The 23,708-nt window shown below is 65.2% G+C and carries 16 protein-coding genes and 3 pseudogenes; 15 read left to right on the top strand and 4 right to left on the bottom strand.

Going from position 1 to position 23,708, the window contains the following annotated elements; translation table 11 throughout:
• Window positions 1–4: 4 nt before the first annotated feature.
• Window positions 5–928 (top strand): tRNA pseudouridine(55) synthase TruB, encoded by a 924-nt coding sequence (truB, locus tag W823_RS46850; protein ID WP_023959747.1) that lies wholly within the window; start codon window positions 5–7, stop codon window positions 926–928.
• A 33-nt stretch (window positions 929–961) separates the two neighbouring features.
• Here truB and W823_RS46845 read toward each other — a convergent pair.
• Window positions 962–1,623 (bottom strand): annotated as a pseudogene (locus tag W823_RS46845) (metal-dependent transcriptional regulator).
• 158 nt (window positions 1,624–1,781) lie between these two features.
• Here W823_RS46845 and W823_RS46840 point away from each other — a divergent pair.
• From W823_RS46840 to W823_RS46820, 5 genes are all read left to right on the top strand, one after another.
• The gene (locus tag W823_RS46840) at window positions 1,782–2,759 is read left to right on the top strand and encodes a bifunctional riboflavin kinase/FAD synthetase (protein ID WP_081729808.1); all 978 of its coding nucleotides are present in this window, start codon (window positions 1,782–1,784) and stop codon (window positions 2,757–2,759) included.
• Between the two features lie 182 nt (window positions 2,760–2,941).
• Entirely contained in the window at window positions 2,942–3,211 is a 270-nt protein-coding gene (rpsO, locus tag W823_RS46835; protein WP_023959738.1) for a 30S ribosomal protein S15, read from the top strand.
• A 366-nt stretch (window positions 3,212–3,577) separates the two neighbouring features.
• Window positions 3,578–5,860 (top strand): polyribonucleotide nucleotidyltransferase, encoded by a 2,283-nt coding sequence (locus tag W823_RS46830; protein WP_023959736.1) that lies wholly within the window; start codon window positions 3,578–3,580, stop codon window positions 5,858–5,860.
• A 14-nt stretch (window positions 5,861–5,874) separates the two neighbouring features.
• Window positions 5,875–7,197 (top strand): pitrilysin family protein, encoded by a 1,323-nt coding sequence (locus W823_RS46825; RefSeq protein ID WP_051406567.1) that lies wholly within the window; start codon window positions 5,875–5,877, stop codon window positions 7,195–7,197.
• A 28-nt stretch (window positions 7,198–7,225) separates the two neighbouring features.
• The gene (locus tag W823_RS46820) at window positions 7,226–9,079 is read left to right on the top strand and encodes a putative nucleotidyltransferase substrate binding domain-containing protein (protein ID WP_023959733.1); all 1,854 of its coding nucleotides are present in this window, start codon (window positions 7,226–7,228) and stop codon (window positions 9,077–9,079) included.
• Here W823_RS46820 and ald read toward each other — a convergent pair.
• On the bottom strand, window positions 9,040–10,194 hold the full coding sequence (gene ald, locus W823_RS46815; protein ID WP_023959731.1) for an alanine dehydrogenase: 1,155 nt from the start codon (window positions 10,192–10,194) through the stop codon (window positions 9,040–9,042). The two genes, W823_RS46820 and ald, sit on opposite strands and share 40 nt — an antisense overlap.
• A 124-nt stretch (window positions 10,195–10,318) precedes the next feature.
• Between ald and W823_RS46810 the strand changes: the two genes are divergently transcribed.
• Window positions 10,319–10,807 carry an Lrp/AsnC family transcriptional regulator gene (locus tag W823_RS46810; protein ID WP_051406566.1) on the top strand — a complete coding sequence of 163 codons (489 nt, stop codon included), beginning with the start codon at window positions 10,319–10,321 and terminating at the stop codon, window positions 10,805–10,807.
• On the opposite strand, the gene W823_RS46805 is transcribed toward W823_RS46810, so the two are convergent.
• Both W823_RS46805 and W823_RS46800 read right to left on the bottom strand, forming a co-directional pair.
• A complete protein-coding gene (locus W823_RS46805; RefSeq protein ID WP_023959729.1) occupies window positions 10,763–12,007 on the bottom strand; it encodes an NAD(P)/FAD-dependent oxidoreductase in 1,245 nt (414 codons plus the stop codon). The two genes, W823_RS46810 and W823_RS46805, sit on opposite strands and share 45 nt — an antisense overlap.
• The gene (locus tag W823_RS46800; protein WP_051406579.1) at window positions 12,004–12,354 is read right to left on the bottom strand and encodes a bifunctional 3-phenylpropionate/cinnamic acid dioxygenase ferredoxin subunit; all 351 of its coding nucleotides are present in this window, start codon (window positions 12,352–12,354) and stop codon (window positions 12,004–12,006) included. Before W823_RS46800 ends, W823_RS46805 begins: the two co-directional genes overlap by 4 nt.
• Before the next feature lie 160 nt (window positions 12,355–12,514).
• Here W823_RS46800 and W823_RS46795 point away from each other — a divergent pair, with 160 nt between their 5' ends.
• The 8 genes and pseudogenes from W823_RS46795 to dapB all read left to right on the top strand — a co-directional run bounded on the left by W823_RS46795 (window position 12,515) and on the right by dapB (window position 23,706).
• Window positions 12,515–13,294 carry an IclR family transcriptional regulator gene (locus W823_RS46795; RefSeq protein ID WP_023959727.1) on the top strand — a complete coding sequence of 260 codons (780 nt, stop codon included), beginning with the start codon at window positions 12,515–12,517 and terminating at the stop codon, window positions 13,292–13,294.
• Window positions 13,295–13,425: 131 nt separating this feature from the next.
• Window positions 13,426–15,894, top strand: coding sequence for an FAD-dependent oxidoreductase (locus tag W823_RS46790; protein WP_031332617.1), 2,469 nt, complete (start codon window positions 13,426–13,428; stop codon window positions 15,892–15,894).
• A gap of 50 nt (window positions 15,895–15,944) precedes the next feature.
• A pseudogene (gene solA / locus W823_RS46785) lies at window positions 15,945–17,040 on the top strand (N-methyl-L-tryptophan oxidase).
• The gene (locus W823_RS46780) at window positions 17,037–18,218 is read left to right on the top strand and encodes an aromatic ring-hydroxylating dioxygenase subunit alpha (RefSeq protein ID WP_023959724.1); all 1,182 of its coding nucleotides are present in this window, start codon (window positions 17,037–17,039) and stop codon (window positions 18,216–18,218) included. The pseudogene solA and the gene W823_RS46780 overlap by 4 nt, the downstream one beginning before the upstream one ends.
• A 59-nt stretch (window positions 18,219–18,277) precedes the next feature.
• Window positions 18,278–19,756 carry an aldehyde dehydrogenase family protein gene (locus W823_RS46775; protein ID WP_023959722.1) on the top strand — a complete coding sequence of 493 codons (1,479 nt, stop codon included), beginning with the start codon at window positions 18,278–18,280 and terminating at the stop codon, window positions 19,754–19,756.
• A gap of 96 nt (window positions 19,757–19,852) precedes the next feature.
• A pseudogene (locus W823_RS46770) lies at window positions 19,853–21,338 on the top strand (APC family permease).
• A 6-nt stretch (window positions 21,339–21,344) separates the two neighbouring features.
• Entirely contained in the window at window positions 21,345–22,895 is a 1,551-nt protein-coding gene (locus W823_RS46765) for a GMC family oxidoreductase (protein ID WP_023959720.1), read from the top strand.
• A 58-nt stretch (window positions 22,896–22,953) separates the two neighbouring features.
• Window positions 22,954–23,706 (top strand): 4-hydroxy-tetrahydrodipicolinate reductase, encoded by a 753-nt coding sequence (dapB, locus tag W823_RS46760; RefSeq protein WP_023959718.1) that lies wholly within the window; start codon window positions 22,954–22,956, stop codon window positions 23,704–23,706.
• Window positions 23,707–23,708: the final 2 nt, after the last annotated feature.

The raw sequence follows: 23,708 nt of genomic DNA, 5'->3' as shown, positions 1-23,708 counted from the left end.
GACCGTGAGTTCTCGACCACCACATTCAGGCCTTGACGGTGCGGGCCTGATGATCATCGACAAGTCCGCCGGCGTCACCAGCCACGACGTCGTCGCCTCGTGCCGCAAGCTGCTCAAGACACGGCGCGTCGGGCACGCCGGAACACTCGATCCCATGGCCACAGGCGTACTGGTCATCGGGGTGGAGCGCGCGACCAAGATGCTCGGCCTCCTGTCGCTGACCACCAAGGCGTACGACGCGACGATCCGGCTCGGGGCCACCACCGACACCGACGACGCCGAAGGCAGCGTTCTCACCCGCACCGACACGAGCGACCTCGACCACGCGCGCATCCACACCGAGGTCAAACCGCTGACGGGGGAGATCAGCCAGATCCCGGCCCGCGTCAGTGCCATCAAGGTCGACGGTCAGCGCGCACATGCGCTGGTCCGTGAAGGCGCCGACTTCGAACTCAAGGCCAGGCAGGTGACGGTGTCGCGATTCGATGTCGTCGACATCGAGACCGTCCAGGACGGCGACGCGGTCTACACCGACGTGCGTGTCCAGGTCGAGTGCTCGGCGGGGACCTACATCCGGTCGCTGGCACGGGACCTCGGGGCCGAACTCGGCGTGGGTGGCCACCTCACGGCACTGCGGCGCACGAGGGTCGGTCCGTTCGGGCTCGATGTGGCGCGCACGATCGCCGAATTGGCCGACGACCCGACGGTGTCACTCGACATCGATGCAGCAGCGCAATTCGCCTTTGCCCATCGCAACATCACCGCGGAGGAAGCCGAGTCGATCAGTCAGGGGCGCTGGCTCGAGCCGATCGGGATGGAGGGGGTCTACGCGGCCATCGACCCTGAGGGCCACACCATCGCGCTGCTGCAGGAAAAGGGCCGCAGAGCCAGCTCGGTGATGGTGGTCCGGCCGGCGACGTTGCGCTGAGAACCGTCCCGGCCGAGTTCAGCTCGACTCACTTCAGTCGGCGAGCCAAATAGCCCGTGCAGCAATGTCTCCGAGATCTATCGGGGTTCCGCCGTCGATACAGATCTCGATGGTGCCGGCAAACGGGCGACGTTCTCGGACGGCGATGGTGCGGTCGAGCGCGATGCCCACCGAGTCGAAGTAGCGCAGCATCTCAGGGTCGGTGTCGGCGATGCGAGCGATCCGTCCGGCGGTGCCCACGTCCACATCGGCGAGCACCCGGGCCGATGGCGACGGCACCGACCGTCCACCTGCGGTATCGGGTCACCGTGGGGATCTCGGGTGGGGAAGTCGAGTTTCGCGTCCAGCCTCGACAAGAAGCGATCGGACACGGCGTGCTCGAGTACCTCGGCCTCGTCGTGCACTTCGTCCCATCCGTAGCCGAGTTCGCGGACGAGGAATGTCTCCAGCAGACGATGCCGCCGGACCATCAGCACCGCGGCCGTTCTGCCGGCCTCGGTGAGCGTGATCGATCCGTAGCGCTCGTGCACCACGAGATCTTGATCGGCGAGCTTGCGGATCGCCTCGGACGCGGTGGACGGTGACACGCCGAGGCGTTCGGCCAACATCTTGGTGGTGATCTTCTCCGGTCGCCATTCCTGGCCGGTCCAGATCACTTTCAGGTAGTCCTGCGTCACCGAGGACAGTTCGGACACGCCCCGCTGGTCGGCGGAGTCGGTGAGATCCTTCCCTGTTTCTTCGGGAGCATCAGATGGAGGCACCTGTCGAGCTTAGGACGCGACAACACGAGATGTCAGATCGCCAGGGGGAGTTCGGTGTCGCGATCCCGCGGGCGGGGTCGTAGGCTTGTGCCGTGTTGCGCTGGCGAGGGCTTGAGGATATCCCCGCGGACTGGGGCAGATGTGTGGTGACGATCGGCGTCTTCGACGGCGTGCACCGAGGTCACGCGCAGTTGATCACGACCGCGACCAAGGCCGCCGAGGAACGTGGAGTGCCCGCGGTACTGATGACGTTCGATCCCCATCCCGCCGAAGTGGTGCGCCCGGGCAGTCACCCTCCCCAGTTGTCCACCCTCACCAGACGGGCAGAGCTCGCCGAAGAGTTAGGCATAGACGTGTTCTGCGTCATGCCGTTCACTCCCGTGCTCGCCGCCCAGTCCCCGAAGGACTTCGCGCATGAAGTGCTGGTGGAACGCCTGCACGCGCAAGAGGTCGTGGTCGGCGACAACTTCACGTTCGGGAAGAAGGCTGCGGGCAACGTCGAGGTACTCAGGACATTCGGCGAGAAGTTCGGATTCGGTGTGCAAGCGGTGTCCCTGCTGGGTGAGCATGCGGTGACGTTCTCCTCGACGTACATCCGTTCGTGTGTCGACGCCGGGGACGTCGCGGCGGCGGCCGAGGCCCTCGGCCGGCCCCATCGGGTGGAAGGCGTGGTCGTCCGTGGTGACGGACGTGGCCGCGAACTGGGTTTCCCCACTGCCAATGTGGCACCGCCGATGTACTCGGCCATTCCCGCCGACGGTGTGTATGCCGCCTGGTTCACCGTTCTCGGAGCAGGTCCGGTTGTCGGACAGGTGGAACCAGGGGAGAGTTACCAGGCGGCCGTGTCGGTCGGGACCAACCCGACGTTCTCCGGACGTACGCGCACCGTCGAGGCGTTTGTTCTCGACACCAAGGCCGACCTCTATGGCCAGCACGTCGCAGTCGACTTCGTCGGACGTATTCGCGGGCAGGTCAAGTACGAGTCGGTGCAGTCGCTGATCGACCAGATCGCAGCCGATGTCGAAGAGACCCGTGTGGTGCTGGCAGCCGGGCCCAATCCAGGGGACTGAGTCGCATCGGCCCACTCGAGGGTCCAGGCCTCGATTTGGCCTGGTGACCGCCGCGCCGGTACAGTGACCAGTCGGTGTGTGCTGCGGTTCGCGGTGGCTGCACCAAGATCTTCGACGGTGGTGGGTCAAAACCACCCGGAGTTCTCCCATCAACGCGCGGACAGCATTCTCAGGAGTTTCCAGTGGCATTGACCGTTGAACAGAAGAAGACCATTCTCGCCGAGTACGGCTTGCACGAGACCGATACCGGTTCTCCCGAGGCTCAGGTCGCGATGCTGACCAAGCGCATCACCGACCTCACCGAGCACCTCAAAGAGCACAAGCACGACCACCACAGCCGCCGCGGACTCCTGCTGCTCGTCGGCCGTCGCCGTCGTCTGCTCAAGTACGTCGCCAAGGTCGATGTGCAGCGCTACCGCTCGCTCATCGAGCGTCTGGGCCTGCGCCGCTAGTACGGCCCCACCCGGCCTGCGGGGAGGTGCCGAAAGGCGCCCGCCAGGTCACTGCACCACCGAGAGTGCGAACGCCGAGGATATCGAGTGATATCCTCGGCGTTGGCTTTTGTACCAAGAAGATCACGGCCGTTTGCGCGGCAGTACCCGGTCGGCATCTGCGGCCCGGACACACTGCAGTAGGTGAGCGGTCCTCGGTAGTGGCTCCCGGAGACACGATTCTCCGGCGGCTTCGATCGATGGCCGTCACGCGACGTGCAATTGCCTCCTCTTGGTTCAGGGCCTACTCGCGTGTGTTCGCCCGCGAGTCGACCGACCGTAAGCAGGTCGTCATCTCTGACGCCTGACGAGAGGAACCATCAACACATGACTGACGTCACCATCACAGACACCGTCGACTACGACGACGAGATCACCGAAGCCACCGCTGTCATCGACAACGGCACCTTCGGCACCCGCACCATCCGTTTCGAGACCGGCCGGCTCGCGCAGCAGGCCGCAGGCGCGGTTGTCGCCTACCTCGATGACGAGACGATGCTGCTGTCGGCCACCAGTGCCGGCAAGCACCCCAAGGACCATTTCGACTTCTTCCCGCTGACGGTCGATGTCGAAGAGCGAATGTATGCGGCCGGCCGCATCCCCGGGTCGTTCTTCCGTCGCGAAGGCCGTCCGTCCACCGACGCGATCCTGACCTGCCGCCTGATCGACCGTCCGCTGCGCCCGTCGTTCGTCGACGGTCTCCGCAACGAGATCCAGGTCGTCGTCACCATCATGAGCCTTGATCCCAAGGACCTGTACGACGTGGTGGCCATCAACGCCGCCTCGGCGTCCACCCAGATCGCGGGCCTTCCGTTCTCCGGGCCGGTCGGTGGCGTGCGGGTTGCGCTCATCCCGACCGACGAGAACAAGGCCGGCCAGTGGGTTGCCTTCCCGACCGTCGAGCAGCTCGAAGGCGCCGTCTTCGACATGGTCGTAGCAGGCCGAATCGTCTCCGGCGAGGGTGACTCCGCCGATGTCGCGATCATGATGGTCGAGGCCGAGGCCACCGACAACGTGATCGAACTGATCGAGGGCGGCGCGCAGGCGCCCACCGAAGCCATCGTGGCCGAGGGACTCGAGGCCGCCAAGCCGTTCATCGCTCGTCTGTGTGAGGCACAGCAGAAACTCGCCGCCGAGGCAGCCAAGCCCACCGGCGACTTCCCGCTGTTCCCGCCGTACGGGGACGACGTCTTCGCTGCTGTCGAGGCCGCAGGCTCGGCCAAGCTCTCCGAGATCCTGACCATCGCGGCCAAGGCCGAGCGCGACGACAAGACCGATGAACTCAAGAGTGAGATCCTCGAGCAGCTCGCCGGACAGTTCGAAGGCCGCGAGAAGGAAATCGGCGGCGCATACCGGTCGCTGACCAAGAAGCTGGTACGAGGACGCATCCTCACCGACCACTTCCGGATCGACGGTCGCGGTGTCACCGACATCCGCTCGCTGTCTGCCGAGGTCGCCATCATTCCTCGCGCACACGGCAGTGCCCTGTTCGAGCGTGGCGAAACCCAGATCATGGGCGTCACCACCCTCGACATGGTGAAGATGGCGCAGCAGGTCGACTCCCTCGGGCCCGAGACCAGCAAGCGATACATGCACCACTACAACTTCCCGCCGTACTCGACCGGTGAGACCGGCCGGGTGGGTTCACCCAAGCGTCGCGAGATCGGCCACGGCGCACTCGCCGAGCGCGCCCTGATGCCGGTTTTGCCGAGCGTCGCCGAGTTCCCGTACGCGATCCGTCAGGTGTCTGAGGCCTTGAGCTCCAACGGCTCTACGTCGATGGGCTCGGTGTGCGCCTCCACGATGTCGCTGCTCAACGCCGGCGTGCCCCTGCGTGCTCCGGTTGCCGGCATTGCGATGGGCCTGGTGTCGGACGAGATCGACGGCCAGACCCGCTACGTCGCCCTGACCGACATCCTGGGAGCCGAGGACGCCTTCGGCGACATGGACTTCAAGGTTGCAGGCACCAAGGACTTCGTGACCGCACTGCAGCTCGACACCAAACTCGACGGCATCCCGTCGAAGGTTCTGGCATCAGCGCTCGCCCAGGCCAAGGACGCCCGCATCACCATCCTCGACGTGATGGCCGAGGCCATCGACGAGCCGGATGAGATGAGCCCGTACGCGCCCCGCGTGACCACGGTCAAGGTGCCCGTCGACAAGATCGGCGAGGTCATCGGGCCCAAGGGCAAGATGATCAACTCGATCACCGAGCAGACCGGTGCGAACATCTCCATCGAGGACGACGGCACCGTGTTCGTCGGCGCCACCGATGGTCCGTCTGCGCAGGCCGCGATCGACATGATCAACGCCATCGCCAACCCGCAGCTGCCCAAGGTGGGCGAGCGGTTCCTCGGAACCGTGGTCAAGACCACCACCTTCGGTGCCTTCGTGTCGCTGCTCCCGGGCCGCGACGGTCTGGTGCACATCTCGAAGCTGGGCAAGGGCAAGCGCATCGGCAAGGTCGAGGACGTGGTCAACGTGGGCGAGAAGCTCCGCGTGGAGATCGCCGACATCGATGACCGCGGCAAGATCAGCCTCGTCCCCGTCGACGACGACGCGGCTTCGGCCCCGGCTGAGGCGGAGCCCGTCTCGGAGGCGAACGCCTGAGCAACGCAACAGGTTTGACCTCCTCGCGGCCGAAGTCCGCGTCGACCGCAAGCCACCGGGCAGTACGGAGATCCGTGCTGCCCGGCGGGCTGCGGGTGGTCACCGAACACATTCCGGGGGTCAGGTCCGCATCGGTCGGCCTCTGGGTGGCGGTCGGTTCGCGTGACGAGAAGCCGTCGGTTGCCGGCGCTGCACACTTTCTCGAGCATCTGCTGTTCAAGTCGACGCCCACACGAACGGCAGCGAGTACGGCGCAGCAGATCGATGCCATCGGGGGTGAACTCAACGCCTTCACCGGCAAAGAGCACACCTGCTACTACGCGCACGTACTCGACGAGCACCTGGCCACGGCCATCGACATCGTCGGTGACGTCGTGCTGCGCGGTCGTTGCCGCGCCGAGGACGTCGAGGTGGAGAGGACCGTTGTGCTCGAGGAGATCTCGATGCGCGACGACGATCCCGAAGACCTGCTCGCCGATCTGTTCATGACGGCGATGTACGGGGACCATCCGATCGGACGGCCGGTGATCGGGTCGGCGGAATCGATCACCGACATGACCAGAACGCAGATCAAGTCGTTTCACGGTCGTCGGTACACACCCGACAAGATGGTGCTGTCGGTCGCCGGGAACGTTTCACACGCCGACGTTCTCGCCGCAGTTCGGTCCACCTTCGCCGGTCATCTCGGCGGCGACGCCGCGCCCGCCCCGATTCGTGTGGGAAGCAAGACGATCGGTGGCCTGCCATCGCTCGAGTTGTCCTATCGCGACACCGAACAGGTACACATCCTCCTCGGTGTTCGCGCGCCCGGCAGGGGCAATCCGGATCGATGGGCACTGTCCGTGCTCAACACCGCGCTCGGGGGCGGGCTGAGTTCTCGGCTGTTCCAGGAGATCCGGGAGTCGCGAGGTCTGGCGTACTCGGTCTACTCGTCGGTTGATTCATTTGCCGACATCGGAGCGTTCTCCGTCTATGCCGGTTGTTCTCCCGACCATCTGGCCGAGGTCGTCACCGTCACCGGAGAGATCCTGTCCCAGGTTCCCCGCGAGGGCATCACCGAGGAAGAACTGGTGCGCGCCAAGGGTTCGTTGATCGGCGGCATGGTGCTGGGGCTCGAGGACTCTCAGTCCCGGATGCATCGAAACGGACGCGGCGAGATCAACTACGGCAAACAGCTCTCCGTCGAACAAACGCTTCGCAAGATCGAACGGGTCACCGTGGCCGACACGAGCCGGGTGGCAGGCGAGTTGCTGAGCCGGCCCATGGGGGCCGCGGTGGTGGGCCCATACCGCTCCCGTCGGCAGTTGCCGAAGTCACTGACCGGTCTGATCTGCTGATCGGGTCCCGGCCTGGCACGATGAGTCAATGGTCCAGATCGCGGAGTTCCTTGCCGCCTACCCGCCGTTCGACTCACTCGACGAGTCGGAGATCGCACGGATCGCTGCGTCGTCGCGGCTCGAGCACCACGAGTCCGGTAGCCAGATCATGGACGGATTCAGCCGGCCGGTCGAGGAACTCGCCGTTGTCGTAGCCGGCCAGGTGGAACTGTGGAACTCGCCCGATCACAAACCCGATGGCCCGGACGAGATCCTCGGGCCGGGCGGGGTGTTCGGCTACTCGGCGATGTTGACCGGATCGTCGATCGGGCCACTCGCCATCGCGGCCGGCCCGGTCCAGGTCTGTCGCGTCCCCAATCATGCTGTGCGTGCGGTCTTCTCGTCCCTGGCGGGCGCCGAGTTCCTCGCCCGTAAGCTCACCGTCGCGCAACGCACCGACTCGTTGTCGATCAACGACTATGGCACCGTGGACGAGCTGATCCGCACGGCCCCGGTGGTCGGCTCCGGATCGATGACGGTGCGAGAGGCCGCATCCGTCATCACCGAGCATCGCAGCGGGTACATTGTGATCCCCTGTAGCGACGGTCGTTTCGGTGTGCTGACCGACCGCGACATCCGCGCCCGTGTGGTCGCCACCGGAGCAGATCTGCGGACCCCGGTGCACGAGGTCATGACCTTTCCCGCGATCACCGCGGTGACCAATGCGCCCGCTTCCGACGTACTCGTCAACATTCTGGAGCACGATCTGACCTGTGTCCCGGTGGTCGATCCGGGCGGTAAGCTCCGGGGAGTTGTTCTGCCCGGTGACTTCGTCAATGCCCCTGCGGGTATCAGTGTTGATCTGCGAGAACAGATCACGCGTGCCGACTCGATCGACACCCTGCAGGACCGTGGCAAGCGGATGCGATACCTGGTGGCTGATCTGCTGCGACGTGGTCGGCCGTCCTTCGAGGTCACCGCCGTTCTGTCGGTGGTCACCGATGCCGTGGTGCGCCGTGCCCTCGAGATCGTCTTGGGTGAGCATCCAGAATTGGACCCCGCCGCCCTCACCTGGCTGTCGCTCGGCAGCAATGCGCGCCGGGAACCAGTTCTCAGTTCTGACGTGGACAGTGCGGTCTCGTTCGCCGAATCGGTGAACGACCCGGAGTCGAAAGCCGCGTATCGCGCAGCGTTCGCCGAGGTCGGCGAGGTCTTGCGCGGCTGCGGGCTCAGCATCGACAGCAACGGCGCATCGGCAGAGATGCCACTGTTCTCCCGCACCCACAGTCAGTGGCAGGAGGCGGCCCAGCAGTGGCTGGTATCGCCCCTGGACAACAAAGGCATGATCCTGGCCTCCCTACTGCTCGATGGCCGGCCCATCTGGGGTGATCCGGGTGTCACCGCCGTGTCCGAGGTGTTCGGCAACGTGCGGTCGCATCCTGGCACCATGCGACTGCTGCTTGCCGAATCGCTGTCGTACCGAGCGAAACTCCGCTCGATGCGCGACGTGTTGTCGCGGCGCGGTGGAACATTCGACATCAAGTCCCACGCCCTGATCCCCGTGATCAACATCGCCCGGTGGGCTGCGTTGAGCGTGCAGAGTCCGGAGTTGGGTACGCGCGCACGGTTGGGCGCCGCCGCAGGTAGTCCGATGCTCACCGAGGACAACGCCAACACACTCATCGAGGTGTTCGAGGTCTTGCAGAAGATCCGGCTGACCTACCAGGTAGCCCAACTCGACAGAGGGGAGAGGGCCACGGACGTGCTCACCATGTCCAGACTGTCACCGCTGGACCGCAGTCTTGTCGGACAGGCCGTGCGAGAGGTGTCGGCGGTCCAGCGGCGGATGGAGAACATGTCGCACTACTTGTCTGTCCGGGAGTTCGTCGACCCGCCCGCGTGAGCGGAATCGTCGAGGGGCGACGTGCCCAGCGGGATCTCGAGATCGGCCGCCACGTGCGGGCACAGCATCTCACCGCGGTGGGTGCTCAAGCCCTTGGCGAGTGCGGTGTCGCGACGCAGCGCCTCGGTCCATCCGAGGTCGGCAAGCTTCAGTACGTACGGCAAGGTGGCGCCTGTGAGCGCCATCGTCGAGGTCCGGGCGACCGAGCCCGGCATGTTGGCCACGCAGTAGAACACCGAGCCGTGCACCATGAACGTCGGGTCGTCGTGCGTGGTCGGTCGTGAGTCCTCGAAGCATCCACCCTGGTCGATGGCGATGTCGACGAGGACCGATCCTTCTCTCATCTCCGACACCAGCGTATTGGAGACCAGCACAGGGGCTTTCGCGCCTGGGACCAGAACCGCGCCGATCACGAGATCGGCGTTCTTGACCGCCTCACCGAGCGCGAGCGCGGTGCTGTACCGGGTGTGTACCCGACCGGAGAAACGGGCGTCGATCGCTCGGAGCTTGGCGATGTCGAGGTCGAAAACGGTCACCGTCGCCCCCATACCCATCGCGATGGTTGCGGCGTTCACGCCACTGACCCCGCCTCCGATCACCACGACGTCGGCGGGGGCGGTACCCGGGACCCCGCCCATCAACACACCACGTCCGCCGGCCGACCGCATCAGGTGATACGCGCCGACTTGCGGGGCCAGCCGACCGGCGACCTCGCTCATCGGTGCCAGCAGGGGGAGCGAACCGTCCGCGGCCTGCACGGTCTCGTAGGCGATGGCAGTGGTACCGGATTGGAGCAGGGCGTCGGTGCACGCCCTGCTCGCCGCGAGGTGCAGGTAGGTGAAGAGCACCTGACCTTCTCGCATCAGCTCGTATTCGGGTGCGATGGGTTCTTTTACCTTGAGCAGGAGTTCGGCCTGCTCCCATACGGCTTGTGCGGTGCCCAATATCTGCGCGCCGGCCTCTTTGAAATCGGTGTCGGAGATGGCCGAACCGGAGCCGGCGTTCTGCTCGATGATGACCTCGTGGCCCCGCCGAGTCAGTTCGGCCACTCCTGCCGGGGTCACCGCGACCCGGTACTCGTTGTTCTTGATCTCGCGTGGGATTCCGACACGCATGACGTTCTCCTTGTGATTGGGTTAGGTCCAAGCGTGAAACTTGTTCGATTCCTGCGCAATATATGTGACGATAATTCTCTGGAATCCGGCTTGGACCGACAATTCTTCGATCTTGGAGGTTCGCGTGACACCTGAGCCGAATATTGTTCGACCGCGGACGGCCGGGTTGGATGACGTCGATCGCAAGATCTTGGCGTTGCTGCAAACCGATGCGCGTATGTCCAACAGTGCGCTGGCTGCCGAGGTGGGCATCGCCGCTTCGACCTGCCACGGCCGGATTCGCCGGCTCATCGACATAGGTGTGGTGCGCGGGTTCTTTGCTGACATCGATCCAGCTGCGGTGGGGCGACCGCTGCGGGCGATGGTGGCGGTGAGTCTGCAATCGGACGCGCGCGGCCAGATCCGTCGCTTCGTGGCGGAGATCGGTGGACACGACGAGGTGATCGACGTTTTCTTCCTCGCGGGTACGGACGACTACTTGCTCCATGTGGCCACAGCCGACACCGAGACGCTTCGTCAGTTCGTGGAGATGCTCAACTCGCGTCCCGAGGTGGCCGGGACGACAACGTCATTGGTGTTCGAGCACCTGCGCGGTTCGGCGCCGATCTTCTGAACGGTCGATGTGTTTGCGTAGTCGGGTGAAAGTGCGGCCACCGCCTGCCGCGACCACTGCGACGGGCTCGTCGACGTCGCCGTACACCGCCACGAAGCGATCCGACTCCAGATTGCCTTCGACGATGCTGGGCGATTGCCCTGCGGGTACGGTCCCGCACACCTGAAGTCTCAGATCATACTGATCCGACCAGAAGTACGGCGCCGTGTACTTCGGTGGAGGCAAGCGCAGCAGCGATCGCGCCGCTCGTCGTGCGTGGTCGAGCGCCGCCGCCCAATGTTCCTGTCGCACATGGGCAGCCGTGATGGGGTTGTACACGCGGGCGCAATCGCCGACCGCGTATACGCCGGCCACCGCGGTGGCGCACTGTTCGTCGGTGAGGAAGCCGCGGTCGATCGCCATCCCGGATGCGGCAGCCCACTCGGTGTTGGGGAGGGCTCCGATTCCGATCACCACGGTGTCTGCCGGTAGTTCGGTGCCGTCGGCGAGCGTCACCGACTCCACCCGGGCGGTTCCGTTGATCGTCTCGATCGCTGTCCCGGTACGCAAGGTCACCCCGTGCCTGGCGTGCACGCTGTGTAGCCAGTGCGCCAGTCGCGCACCGAGCAGGGCCGCACCGGGGGCCTCGGACGCCTCGACGATGGTCACCGACATGCCTGCTGCTGTTGCACTCGACGCCACTTCACATCCGACGAAACCGGCGCCGATCACAACCATGTGACCGCCGCGCCGCATGGATTCGCGGAGCTCGAGAGCATCGTCAAGGGTTCTGAGGGTGTGTACGCCGGCCATGTCTGCGCCGATCAGGGTGCGCGGCCGAGCGCCGGTCGCCACCACCACGGTCGCTACGGTGATCGAAGTGCCGTCGTCGAGCAGTACATCGTGCCCGGCTTTGTGATGGTCGATGCCGATCGCCGACGACCCCAGGCGCCACCGGAACTCGGTCAGGTCCTCGTCGTCGGTCAGGCCGATGGGTGCGCTGGTCACGTCCTGGCACAGAACAGCTTTCGACAGCGGCGGCCTGTCATAGGGCAGATGGCCCTCCGCCCCGATGAGGGTGATCTCGCCGGTGTGCCCGAGTGCGCGTAGTTCGCGGGCGGTCGACAGACCGGCAAGCGAGGCCCCGACGATCGCCACGGAGGCGGTGGACGGGTCTGTAAGCGATGGTTCGGCCGTGGTGTCCGACGGGGTCGCGCTCACGCGGCGTCGTGCCCGGAGAGCTGCAGGTAGATCCGGCCGTCCTCGACCAGGGTCTGATGAGTGCGGACCGCGATCTTCGCCGGGGGTCCCGACGGCAGTCCGGTCCGGAGGTCGAAGCAGGCTTCGTGCAGCGGGCACTCCACCGCGCAGCCTTCCACCCAGCCGTCGGCCAGCGACGTCTCCTGGTGGGTGCAGGTGTCGTCGATCGCGAACACCCCGTCTTCGGTGTGGAACACGGCGATGGGTGGTTGACCCGGGGGAGTGACACGTGCGACCTCCCCTGCCGGCAGGGCGTCGAGAGTGGACACCAGATAGTGATGAACGGCCTGGTCAGGAGTGATTGTCATGGCAGCCTCGATGAAGTCGGTGTACAACTCACGACATTGAGTTGCGTCAGTTGCAACTAAGTTCGGTATGCGCAACAGCGTCGCATCCGGTGGAGCGTCAGTCAAGCCGACCGGCCGGTTCCGGCGGTGTCCCGGGAGCACCGCATTAGGCTGAGCGACGATGACTGAAGCCGAGAGTGAAACCCGTCCCGCATCGATCCAGTCGGTGGACCGCGCCCTCCAGGTGTTGGAGATCCTTGCCCGCCAGGGTCAGGGCGGGGTGTCGGATATCGCCGACACCCTCGGAGTCCACAAGTCGACGGTGTCCCGGATCGTCTCGGTCCTCGAGGCGCGGGGGTTCGTCGAGCAATTGTCTGATCGTGGCAAGTACCGGCTCGGCTTCACGATCGTGCGGTTGGCCGGGGCGACGATGGCGACCCGCGATCTGGGCAAAGAGAGTCGCGAAATCTGTGAGGCACTTGCCGACGAGGCCGGGGAGACGGTGAATCTGGCGATCCTGGAAGGTGATCGGGCCATCAACATCACCGAGGCGAGCGGCCCGCTCGGGATCGCGCTGCGAACCTGGGTCGGGCAGAGTTCGCCCGCGCACGCGACATCCAGCGGCAAAGTCCTCCTCGCCGCCGTGCCGGAAGGGCGGTTGGGGCAGACCCTCGGTGACGAACTCCAGCGGTTCACCCCTCGCACCGTCACCGACCTGACCGAGTTGCGCGAGCAGCTGCAACTGATCTCCGCGCGCGGGTGGTCCTGCGCGGTCGAAGAGCTCGAGGACGGCCTCAATGCGATCGCTGCGCCGGTTCGTGACCACACCGGCGATGTGATTGCGGCGCTGAGTATCTCCGGACCCAGCTTTCGGCTCACACCTGAGGCGATGGATGCGTTCTCGCCGCGGTTGTGTGGAGCGGCGCTGGACGTGAGCCGGAGACTCGGCTTCCCGGGCTGAGTTGCCCGATTGGGCTGTCCGCTTGACACACGCTTGGCGCGGCTTCACCATTTGTTGCGTAGGGCACGAACGCGTTGCGTAATGCGCAACGCTCGGGCCGTCTCGCCGCAAACGTTTGGAGTCCCTGGGTGGTGCAACCGCGATTTCTGATCATCGGTGCGGGTGTGGTCGGATCGGCCTTGGCCGATGAGCTGACAGCGCTGGGATACACGGAGGTGACCGTCCTCGACCGCGGACCACTCGCCCCTGGTCAGACGCCGATGACAGGTGGGTCCAGTTCGCACGCACCCGGATTGGTGTTCCAGACCAACCCGTCGCGGACCATGGCGGAGTTCGCGCACTACACGGCCACCAAACTCAGGTCGCTGAACACGGCGGACAGCCTCTGTTTCAACACTGTCGGCGGGCTCGAGGTTGCCACCACGCCCGAGCGACTGGCCGACCTGCACCGGAAGGCGGGCTGGGCGCAGGTCGAGGGAATCGAAGCCGCGGTCGTCGATGTCGACGAGTGCGTGCGGCTCCATCCGCTGATCGACCGAGACATCGTTCTGGGCGGCCTGCACACACCCGCCGATGGCCTGGCCGGTGCGCCGGCCGCGATCGGGATGCAGATGCGGCGGGCAATCGACCGGGGCGCAACGTTCTTCGGCGGTCAGCAAGTGATCGAGATCAACCAACGGGCTGGTGTGGTGACCGGTGTCCGCACCACCGAGCGCACGTTCGAGGCCGACGTCGTGGTCTCGTGTGCCGGGTTCTGGGGCGCCGAACTCGGCAACCTCGTCGGACTGCGGGTACCCCTGGTCCCTATGGGGCACCAGTACGCGAAAACCGCCGCACTGCCTGTTCTTCGGGATCACCGTGATCAAGCGCGAGGCCACGCCGACGCGAGGCTGCCCATTCTGCGGCATCAGGACGCCGACCTCTACTATCGCCAGCACGGCGAGGCGATGGGCATCGGCTACTACGGGCATCGGCCGATGCCGGTGGACATGACCTCTCTCGACGAATTGACCGCGTCCCAGCCGATGCCCTCGATGTTGCCCTTCACCGATACCGACTTCGCTCCTGCCTGGACCGAGTCGATGCATCTTCTGCCTGCGCTTGCCGACGTCGGCGTGGTCGAGGGGTTCAACGGCATCTTCTCGTTCACCCCGGACGGGGGCCCGATGATGGGCGAACATCCCGCGCTGTCCGGATTCTGGGTGGCGGAGGCGGTGTGGGTCACGCATTCGGCCGGTGTGGCCAGGACCATGGCGCGGTGGATCACAGACGGAACCCCCGACCTTGATCTCCATGGTTGTGACCTCGCCCGGTTCACCACTCCGCAGCTTTCGGTCGATTACGTGGCCGACACGAGTGCACAGGCTTTTGTCGAGGTGTACGACATCATTCATCCCCGCGACCAACGCTCGGTGCAGCGAGGCCTCGCCAGGAGCCCGTTCCATGCGAGACACGTGGACGCGGGCGCGGTGTTCCACACCGGCCGCGAGTGGGAACGGCCGGCCTGGTTCGAGAGCAACGCGGGCATGGTCGACTGTGACGTCACATACCCCCACGACGGGTGGGCCGGCCGGAACTGGTCGCCGATCGTGCCGGCCGAAGCTCTCGCAACCCGCCGCCGGGTGGGCTTGTACGACATGACGTCGCTCATGCGGATCGAGGTCACGGGTGCCGACGCCACGAACTTCCTCGACAGGATGCTGACCCGCACGGTGCGGCGACCGATCGGGACGGTGATCTACGCGCTGCTCCTGGACGAGTCCGGCGGTGTCCGCAGTGATGTGACGGTTGCCAGGCTGGGCGAGAACACCTTTCAACTCGGTATCAACGGACCGATGGACATCGACTGGCTGCAACGGCATCGAGCCGATGCCGACGTCACCGTAACCGACATCACCGCCGCCACCTGTTGCGTGGGTGTATGGGGGCCGCTGGCCCGCGAACTGGTGGCGCCTCTGTGCTCGATCGATCTGTACGACACCACACTCGGCTACTACCAGGCTGCCCGCGCGATCATCGGCGGCATTCCGGTGACCATGATGCGTATCTCCTACGTCGGTGAGCTGGGTTGGGAGATATACGCCGACGCTGCCCACGGCGAATTGTTGTGGGACACATTGGCAGACGCGGGAGAACCACTAGGTGCGGTGTGGGCGGGGCGCGGGGCGCTGGACGTGTTGCGCCTGGAAAAGGGTTACCGCGCCTGGGGCACCGACGTGGATGCCGAGATGTCTCCCGAGGAAGCAGGGTTGTCCTTCGCGGTGGGAAAGAAGCACGACTTCCTCGGCAGGCACGCGCTCGAGGCGAGGGTGGTGCGCTCGAAGCTCCACACCCTCGTCGCTCGAGACCCACAGGCGATCGTCATGGGCGGCGAGCCGGTGACCGCGACCGGTCAGGTGGTCGGCTTCGTCACCTCGGCTGCATTCTCCGCCTTGGTGGGCCGGACGATCTGCTATGCCCGACTGGCGCCGCACCTGTCTGTCGGAGACACCGTCGCCGTGGAGTACTTCGGGGAGCTCCTCGACTTCGACATCACCGAACCGGTGCTGGTCGACCCAGAGGGAGCACGTGTCAAAGGTCTGATCGGAGTGAACAATTGAGTGACTGCAGCGCGGGGAGCTACGACGTCATCGTCCTGGGTCTGGGTGGGATGGGCTCATCGGCCGCTATCACCTGGCGCGCGAGGTATGCGGGTCCTCGGGCTCGAGCGGTTCGCGCCTGCGCACGACAAGGGGTCCAGCCATGGCGGATCGAGGATCATCCGGCAGTCGTATTTCGAAGACCCCGCGTATGTGCCACTGCTGCTGCGGTCGTACGAGCTGTGGGAGGAGCTCAAGCAGAACAGCGGTGTCGACGTCTACTCGATCACCGGTGGTCTGTTCATCGGCCCACCCGACTCGACGACCTTCTCCGGTTCACTGCGGGCATCGGAGCAGTGGGGTCTGGACCACGAGGTGCTGACCGATCGTGAGGTGCATCAACGCTTTCCGGCCTTTGAGCCGCCCGCGGGACAGTACGCACTCTATGAGCGTATGGCGGGTTTCGCACGACCGGAGTTCACCGTCCGGGCCCACATCGGGCTGGCAGAGCAGGCGGGTGCCGACCTCCACTTCGGAGAACCGGCGCTGTCGTGGACCGATGACGTCAACGGGGTGACCGTGCACACCGCGGCCGGTACATATCAGGCCTCGCAGCTCGTTGTGTGCCCGGGCGCCTGGGCGCCGAAAATACTGTCCGACATCGGGATTCGGATCAAGATCGAGCGACAGGTGATGTACTGGATCGATCACTCGCCGGGGTCACCGTCGACGGAAGGCGGCCCGATCTACATCCAGGAGAACAACAACGTCGAGCAGATCTACGGGTTCCCGCCGATCGACGGTCCTGCAGGCGGAGCCAAGGTGGCGTTCTTTCGCAAGGGAACCGAATGCACACCGGACACGATCGACCGGGAAGTTCACCCGGAGGAGCGCAGGGACATGCTGGACCGGGTCTCGCAGCTGCTTCCAGGGTTGAGCGGTCCGGTTCTGGACACGGCCACATGCATGTACTCGACGACTCCGGACGAGAATTTTGTCATCGCCCGCCACCCGCTGCACACCAACGTCTCGGTCGCCTGCGGATTCTCGGGCCACGGGTTCAAGTTCGTGCCAGTGGTCGGGGAGATACTCGCCGATCTGGTCGAGCATGGCACCACCGACCATCCCATCGCCCTGTTCGATCCGGCCAGACTGGCAAGCGCATGACCGTCACCGAGCCGGCGGATCCGCCGGCGTCCGGGCGGGATGCCTCCAGCCCCGATTCTGCGCCTTCGGAACCGGCGTTGATTCCCACGCTGGCAGGCGAGGCGTACACCGATCCGGGCTTCTTCGCGGCCGAACAGGAACGGATCTTCGAGCAGATGTGGTTCTGTGCCGTGCTTGCCGCCGATGTGCCCACTGCCGGTGCGTTCCGCACAGTTGTCATCGGCCGAGAGAGCGTGTTGATCGTCCGGGGTCGCGACGGGACGTTACGTGCGTTCCTCAACAGTTGCCGCCACCGCGGTGCACTCATCTGTGACCAGCCCGAGGGGCAGGTGCGGCGCAACCTGCAATGCCCGTATCACGCCTGGACCTACGGGCTGGACGGAAAACTCGTCGCCGCACCCAACCTGGCCGATCTCGGCGACATCGACCGGGCCGCTTACGGTCTGATCCCCGTCGCCGCCACCGAGTGGCTCGGCTACCTGTGGGTCTGTCTGGCCGACACCCCGCCGTCGTTTGCCGACGAGGTCGTCGGCGCCGTGACGGACAGGCTCGGGAGCACGGAGTCGATCGAGCGATACGAGGTCGATCAGTTGGTACTGGGCCGACGTGAGCGGTACGAGGTCGCCGCGAACTGGAAGCTCATCATCGAGAACTTCATGGAGTGCTATCACTGCGCCACCATCCACCCGGAGTTGACCGAGGTGCTGCCGGAGTTCGCCGACGGTCTGGCGGCCCAGTACTACGTGGGCCACGGCGCACTGTTCGGCGAGGATGTCGAAGGATTCACCGTCGACGGTTCACCCGGCCACGCGACGTTGCCGGCGTTGTCGGATGCGCAGGATCGCCGGTACTACGCGATCACGGTACGGCCGCAGGTGTTCATCAACCTGGTCCCCGACCATGTGATCGTGCACCGGATGTACCCGGTGGCGGTCGACGCCACGGTTGTCGAATGCGACTGGCTCTATCGGCGAGAAGTGGTGGATTCAGGTGCGGACCTGGATAAGTCGGTCGAGTTGTTCCATCGGGTCAACCTCCAGGACTTCGCCGCGTGTGAGCGCACTCAGCCGGGCATGTCCTCTCGTGCCTACCGCCGCGGCGGCGTACTGGTTCCCGCCGAGCACCACATCGGCGAGTTTCATGATTGGGTACGTGCGGAGGTCGATCCGGCGTCATAGTTGTTCCACGACACACCCGGCCGCGCGAGATCGGCCCAGGGCGAGAGGAGTCCGACCGCGTGGCAGATCTGTTGATCGGAGGCAAGTGGGTCGCCTCGTCCTCGGGCGAGCGACGCGATTGCATCAATCCCGCAGACGGTTCGGTGGTGGCGACGGTCGACGAGGCGAGTGCCGATGATGCTCGTGCTGCCGTCGACGCGGCCCGCGCCGCCTTCCCGGTATGGTCCGCCACCGCTGTCGCCGAGCGTGCCGCTGCTCTCGACAGCATCGCGGACCTCCTCGGCCGCGACCGCGAGCAGCTGGCCCGTGTCGAGACCCTCGACACGGGGAAGACCCTGGCAGAGAGCCACATCGACATCGACGATGTGATCTCGGTGTTCCGGTACTACGCGAATCTGGCACGCACCCAGGCCGACCGGGTCGTCGATGTCGGCAACCCGGAGGTGATCTCGCGGGTGGTGGCCGAGCCCGCAGGTGTCTGCGTCATGATCGCCCCGTGGAACTACCCGCTGCTGCAGATCTCGTGGAAGGTGGCTCCGGCGCTGGCTGCAGGTTGCACCATGGTGCTCAAACCCAGTGAGGTGACCCCCCTTTCGACCATCGAGTTCGCAAAGCTGATGTCGGAGGCAGGTGTCCCGGACGGGGTGGTGAACCTGGTCCAGGGGAGCGGCGCTGCGGTCGGCGGGGCGCTCACCGACAACCCCGACGTCGATCTCATCTCGTTCACCGGTGGACTCGCCACCGGTCAGAAGATCTCCGAGGTGGCGGCCAAGCACGTCACCAGGGTTCTCGTCGAACTGGGCGGGAAGAACCCGCACATCGTTTTCGCCGATGCGCTTGCGGACGACCAGGCGTTCGCCAATTCGGTGGACCAGGTGCTCACAGGTGTATTCCTTCATTCCGGCCAGGTGTGCTCGGCCGGAACCCGATTGATCATCGAAGAGTCGGTGGCCGATGACTTCGTCGACGCGCTGGTCACCGCGGCCGAGCAGATCGTGATGGGTCCGGGCCTCGACCCGGCGAGCAGAACCGGCCCCCTGGTGTCCGAAGCGCAGCTGCGCAAGATGCAGGAGTTCGTCCGGGTGGGTGTCGAGGAGGGAGCCGCCCTCGTCGCCGGCGGACGACAGCCCGATGACGAGGAACTCGCGTCCGGGTTCTTCTTCCTGCCGACCATCTTCGACCACTGCGATCGGAGCATGCGGCTCATCCGGGAGGAGACGTTCGGTCCGATCCTCACCGTCGAGCGATTCAGCTCCGAGGCCGAGGCGCTCGAACTCGGCAACGACACGGAGTACGGTCTCGCTGCAGGTGTCCGCACCTTCGATGCCGCCAAGGCCGAGCGCATGGCCCGGGGGCTGCGTCACGGCACCGTGTGGGTCAACGATTTCGGCTACTACACCCCGGCCGCGGAATGGGGTGGTTTCGGGCGATCCGGTAACGGACGCGAACTCGGACCGACAGGGCTGTCGGAATACCAAGAGCTCAAACATATTTGGAACAACACCGCGGCGCCCGCCGCGGGATGGTTTTCCGGCTAGGCGAGGCGTCCTTCGAAAGGTTACGGCCCAATGACCACAACGCAACCCGGGGGCGCGCCCCCGCCCGGATCCACATCTTCGTCCGCCGACACCGGGATGGAGCATTTCGGTTACAAGCCCAGCCTCGATCGCAGTATCGGCAAGTTCGCCAGTTTCGCGGCCGGCGTGTCCTACATCTCGATCCTGACCGGCACCTTCCAGTTGTTCTACTTCGGTTTCGGTACCGCCGGTCCGGCGTACCTGTGGTCCTGGCCGCTGGTGTTCATCGGGCAGATGGCTGTTGCTCTGTGTTTCATGGAACTGGCCGCGAAGTACCCTGTCGCGGGCTCGGTCTACAACTGGTCAAAACTGTTGGGCAGCAGGATCGTCGGATGGTCATCGGGCTGGCTGATGCTCACGGCGTCGATCGTCACGCTCGCGGCCGTGGTACTCGCACTGCAACTCAACCTGCCCCGTCTGTGGAGTGGCTTCCAGATCATCGGTGATGGCACCCGGAGAGTACGACTACGCGGGCAACGCAGTCATCCTCGGCACGATACTGATCATCATCACCACGGTCATCAATGCGCTCGGCGTGAAGCTGATGGCGATGATCAACAGCGCGGGTGTGTTCATCGAACTCATCGCGGCTGTCCTGATCGCGATCATCCTGGCGGCCAACATCGAACGTGGCCCTGATGTGTTCTTCTCCACGAACGGCTACGGCACGGGAGAGAGCGGTGGCTACCTCGGTGCGTTCTTGATCGCCTCGCTTGCCTCGGGATATGTGATGTACGGATTCGACACGGCCAGCTCACTCGGCGAGGAGACGATGGAGCCGCGGCGCACGGCGCCCAAGGCCATCTTCCGGGCGATCCTGGCGTCCTTTGTCATCGGCGGCGCCATCCTCGTGTTCGCGGTCATGGCCGCGCCCGACCTCGACGATCCGGCGCTCGGCGAGCAATCAGGCAGCTTGCAGGGCATCGTTGAGGCGGTGATGTGGGGACCGCTCGGCGACATCTTCCTGGTGTGCATCGTGATCGCGGTCATCGTGTGTTCGCTTGCGGTGCACACTGCGGCGATCCGACTCACGTTCGCGATGGCGCGCGACAATGCTTTGCCGTTCGGCAATGCCCTCGCCCGCGTTCATCCCAAGACCCAGACACCGGTGGTGCCGGCCATCGTGATCGGCGTGTTGGCCGTGCTGATCCTGGTCATCAACATCAACCAGCCGAAGATCTTCACGGTCCTGACCTCGATCGCCATCATCATGATCTATCTCGCGTACCTCATGGTGACCGCTCCGTTGCTCAAGAAGCGTCTGCAGGGGCAGTGGCCGCCGAAGGACCTCAAGGAGGACGGTTACTTCACCATGGGACGGTGGGGGATGTTCGTCAACATCGTTGCCGTCGTCTGGGGGGCCGCGATGGCGCTGAACCTCGCCTGGCCGCGGGAAGCCGTCTACGGCACCCCTTGGTACAACACCTGGGGCGCGTTCGTGTACATCGGCATCATCCTGGCCGCCGGGTTGCTGTGGTACGGACTCAAAGGACGTCATCACATCGGGGTGCTCCGGTCTCACGCATCGTCCACCAAGGAGTGAATCCTCTTGCCGCAGCAGCAGTTCGACTACGTGATCGCCGGGGGAGGCACAGCGGGATGTGTGCTCGCGGCCCGGCTGAGTGAGGATCCGTCGGTGACGGTGTGCCTGGTGGAGGCCGGGCCCACCGATGTCGACAACAAGGACATCCTGGAACTCGCGGCGTGGATGCACCTGCTCGACTCGGGCTATGACTGGGACTACCCGGTCGAACCGCAAGAGATCGGCAACTCGTTCCTGCGACATGCCCGCGCAAAGGTGTTGGGCGGATGCTCCTCCCACAATTCCTGTATCGCGTTCTGGCCGCCGGCCGAGGGGTTGGCGGAGTGGGAGGCGTCGGGGCTGACGGGATGGGGTCCCGATTCGATCTGGCCTCTGGTGCGCAAGCTCGAACGAAACGATGCCGAGGGCACACACGGACACGACGGCCCGGTCCGGTTGAGGGACGTGCCACCGGGTGACCCTTGTGGCGCCGCCGTTCTCGAGGCGGCCGCTCAGATCGGCCTGCCCACCGTGGGATTCAACCGCGGTGAGACCGTGCTGAACGGCGCCGGGTGGTTCCAGATCAACGCCGACGAAGACGGCACCAGGATGAGTACCTCGCACGCCTATCTGCATCCCATTCTGGGATCGCGGCCGAACCTCGAGGTGCGCACCGGGTGTTTCGTCAGTGAGGTGGTCTTCGAAGGCACCGCCGCCGTCGGGGTGCGCTACCAGCGGCCGGACCTGACCGGATACGACGTGGTGTCCGCGACGCGCGAGGTGATCGTGACCGCCGGGGCCATCGACACCCCGAAACTGCTCATGCTCTCGGGGATCGGTCCGGCAGAGCACCTACGGGAGATGGGCATCGAGGTTCGCGTCGACGCGCCCGGTGTGGGTGCAAACCTCGACGATCATGTCGAGGGACTGGTGTTCTGGGAATCCTCGCGCCCGATGGTCACCAGGTCGAGCCAGTGGTGGGAGATCGGATTGTTCGCCACCACCGAGCCGGATCTTGTGCTGCCGGACCTGATGATGCACTACGGGAGTGTGCCGTTCGACATGAACACCCTTCGGTGGGGTTATCCGACCACCGACAACGGTTTCTGTCTGACTCCCAATGTCACACAGGGTCTTTCGCGCGGAACCGTGCGGCTGCGCAGTCGCGACTTCCGTGACCGCGCGAAGGTGGACCCGCGGTACTTCACCGATCCGGACGGCCACGACGACCGCGTTATGCTGGCCGGTGTGAAGCTCGCACGCACCATTGCCGAGCAATCACCGCTCAAGCAGTGGATCGCGCGCGAGTTGGCCCCGGGGCCCGACGCCGTCACCGATGACGATCTCCTCGACTACATCCACAAGACGCACAACACGGTCTATCACCCGGCGGCCACCGCGCGGATGGGTCCCGACGGCGACCCGATGGCCGTGCTCGATCCGCAGTTGCGCGTACGCGGCACCCAGCGGTTGCGGGTCGTGGACGCGTCGGCAATGCCCAAGCTCCCCGCGGTGAACCCGAACATCACCGTGATGGCCATGGGAGAGAAGTGTGCCGAGCTGATCAAGGCAACGTGAACAGCCTGCGCAACCGTCGGGCCCACTGACCAGATGCTCACTGACTAGACTCGGCCGGGTGAATGACCAGATCAATGTCGGCGTACTCGGTTCCGGCGGCAAAGTCGGGCAGGCCATCGTCGATGCGGTCGAGGCCGCCTCGGACCTGAGGTTCAGCGCCGGCGTCGACAAGGACGACCCGTTGACGCGGTTCGTCGAGACCGGTACGTCGGTGGTGGTCGATTTCACCCACCCCGACGTGGTGATGGACAACCTCGAGTTCCTGATTCACAGCGGCATCCATGCCGTGGTCGGGACAACGGGTTTCGACGACAACCGGCTCGACACCGTTCGCGGCTGGCTGGCGAAGAAGCCGGACGTCGGCGTGCTCATCGCACCCAACTTCGCGATCGGCGCCGTGCTGAGCATGCGGTTCGCCCAACAGGCTGCCCGTTTCTTCGACTCCGTCGAGGTCGTCGAACTACATCACCCGCACAAGGCAGATGCCCCGTCCGGGACCGCGTACCGGACCGCACGACTGATCGCCGAAGCCCGCGCGGCGGCGGGCGTCCCGGTCAGCCCGGATGCCACCAGCACCGAACTCGAAGGCGCACGTGGGGCCGACGTCGAAGGTGTTCGTGTCCACTCGGTTCGTCTGGCGGGCTTGGTCGCCCACCAGGAGGTGCTCCTCGGGACGCAGGGGGAGACGTTGACCATCAGGCATGACTCGATCGACCGGACATCGTTTGCGCCCGGAGTGCTGCTCGGCGTCCGCCAGATAGCATCTCGGCCCGGCCTCACCGTGGGTCTCGACGAGTTGATGGACCTGTGAGC

This window comes from Williamsia sp. D3 (assembly GCF_000506245.1).
Taxonomy (GTDB): domain Bacteria; phylum Actinomycetota; class Actinomycetes; order Mycobacteriales; family Mycobacteriaceae; genus Williamsia; species Williamsia muralis.
The sequence above is the reverse complement of the archived record's forward strand: the minus strand, read 5'-3'. Positions and strand labels throughout refer to the sequence as shown.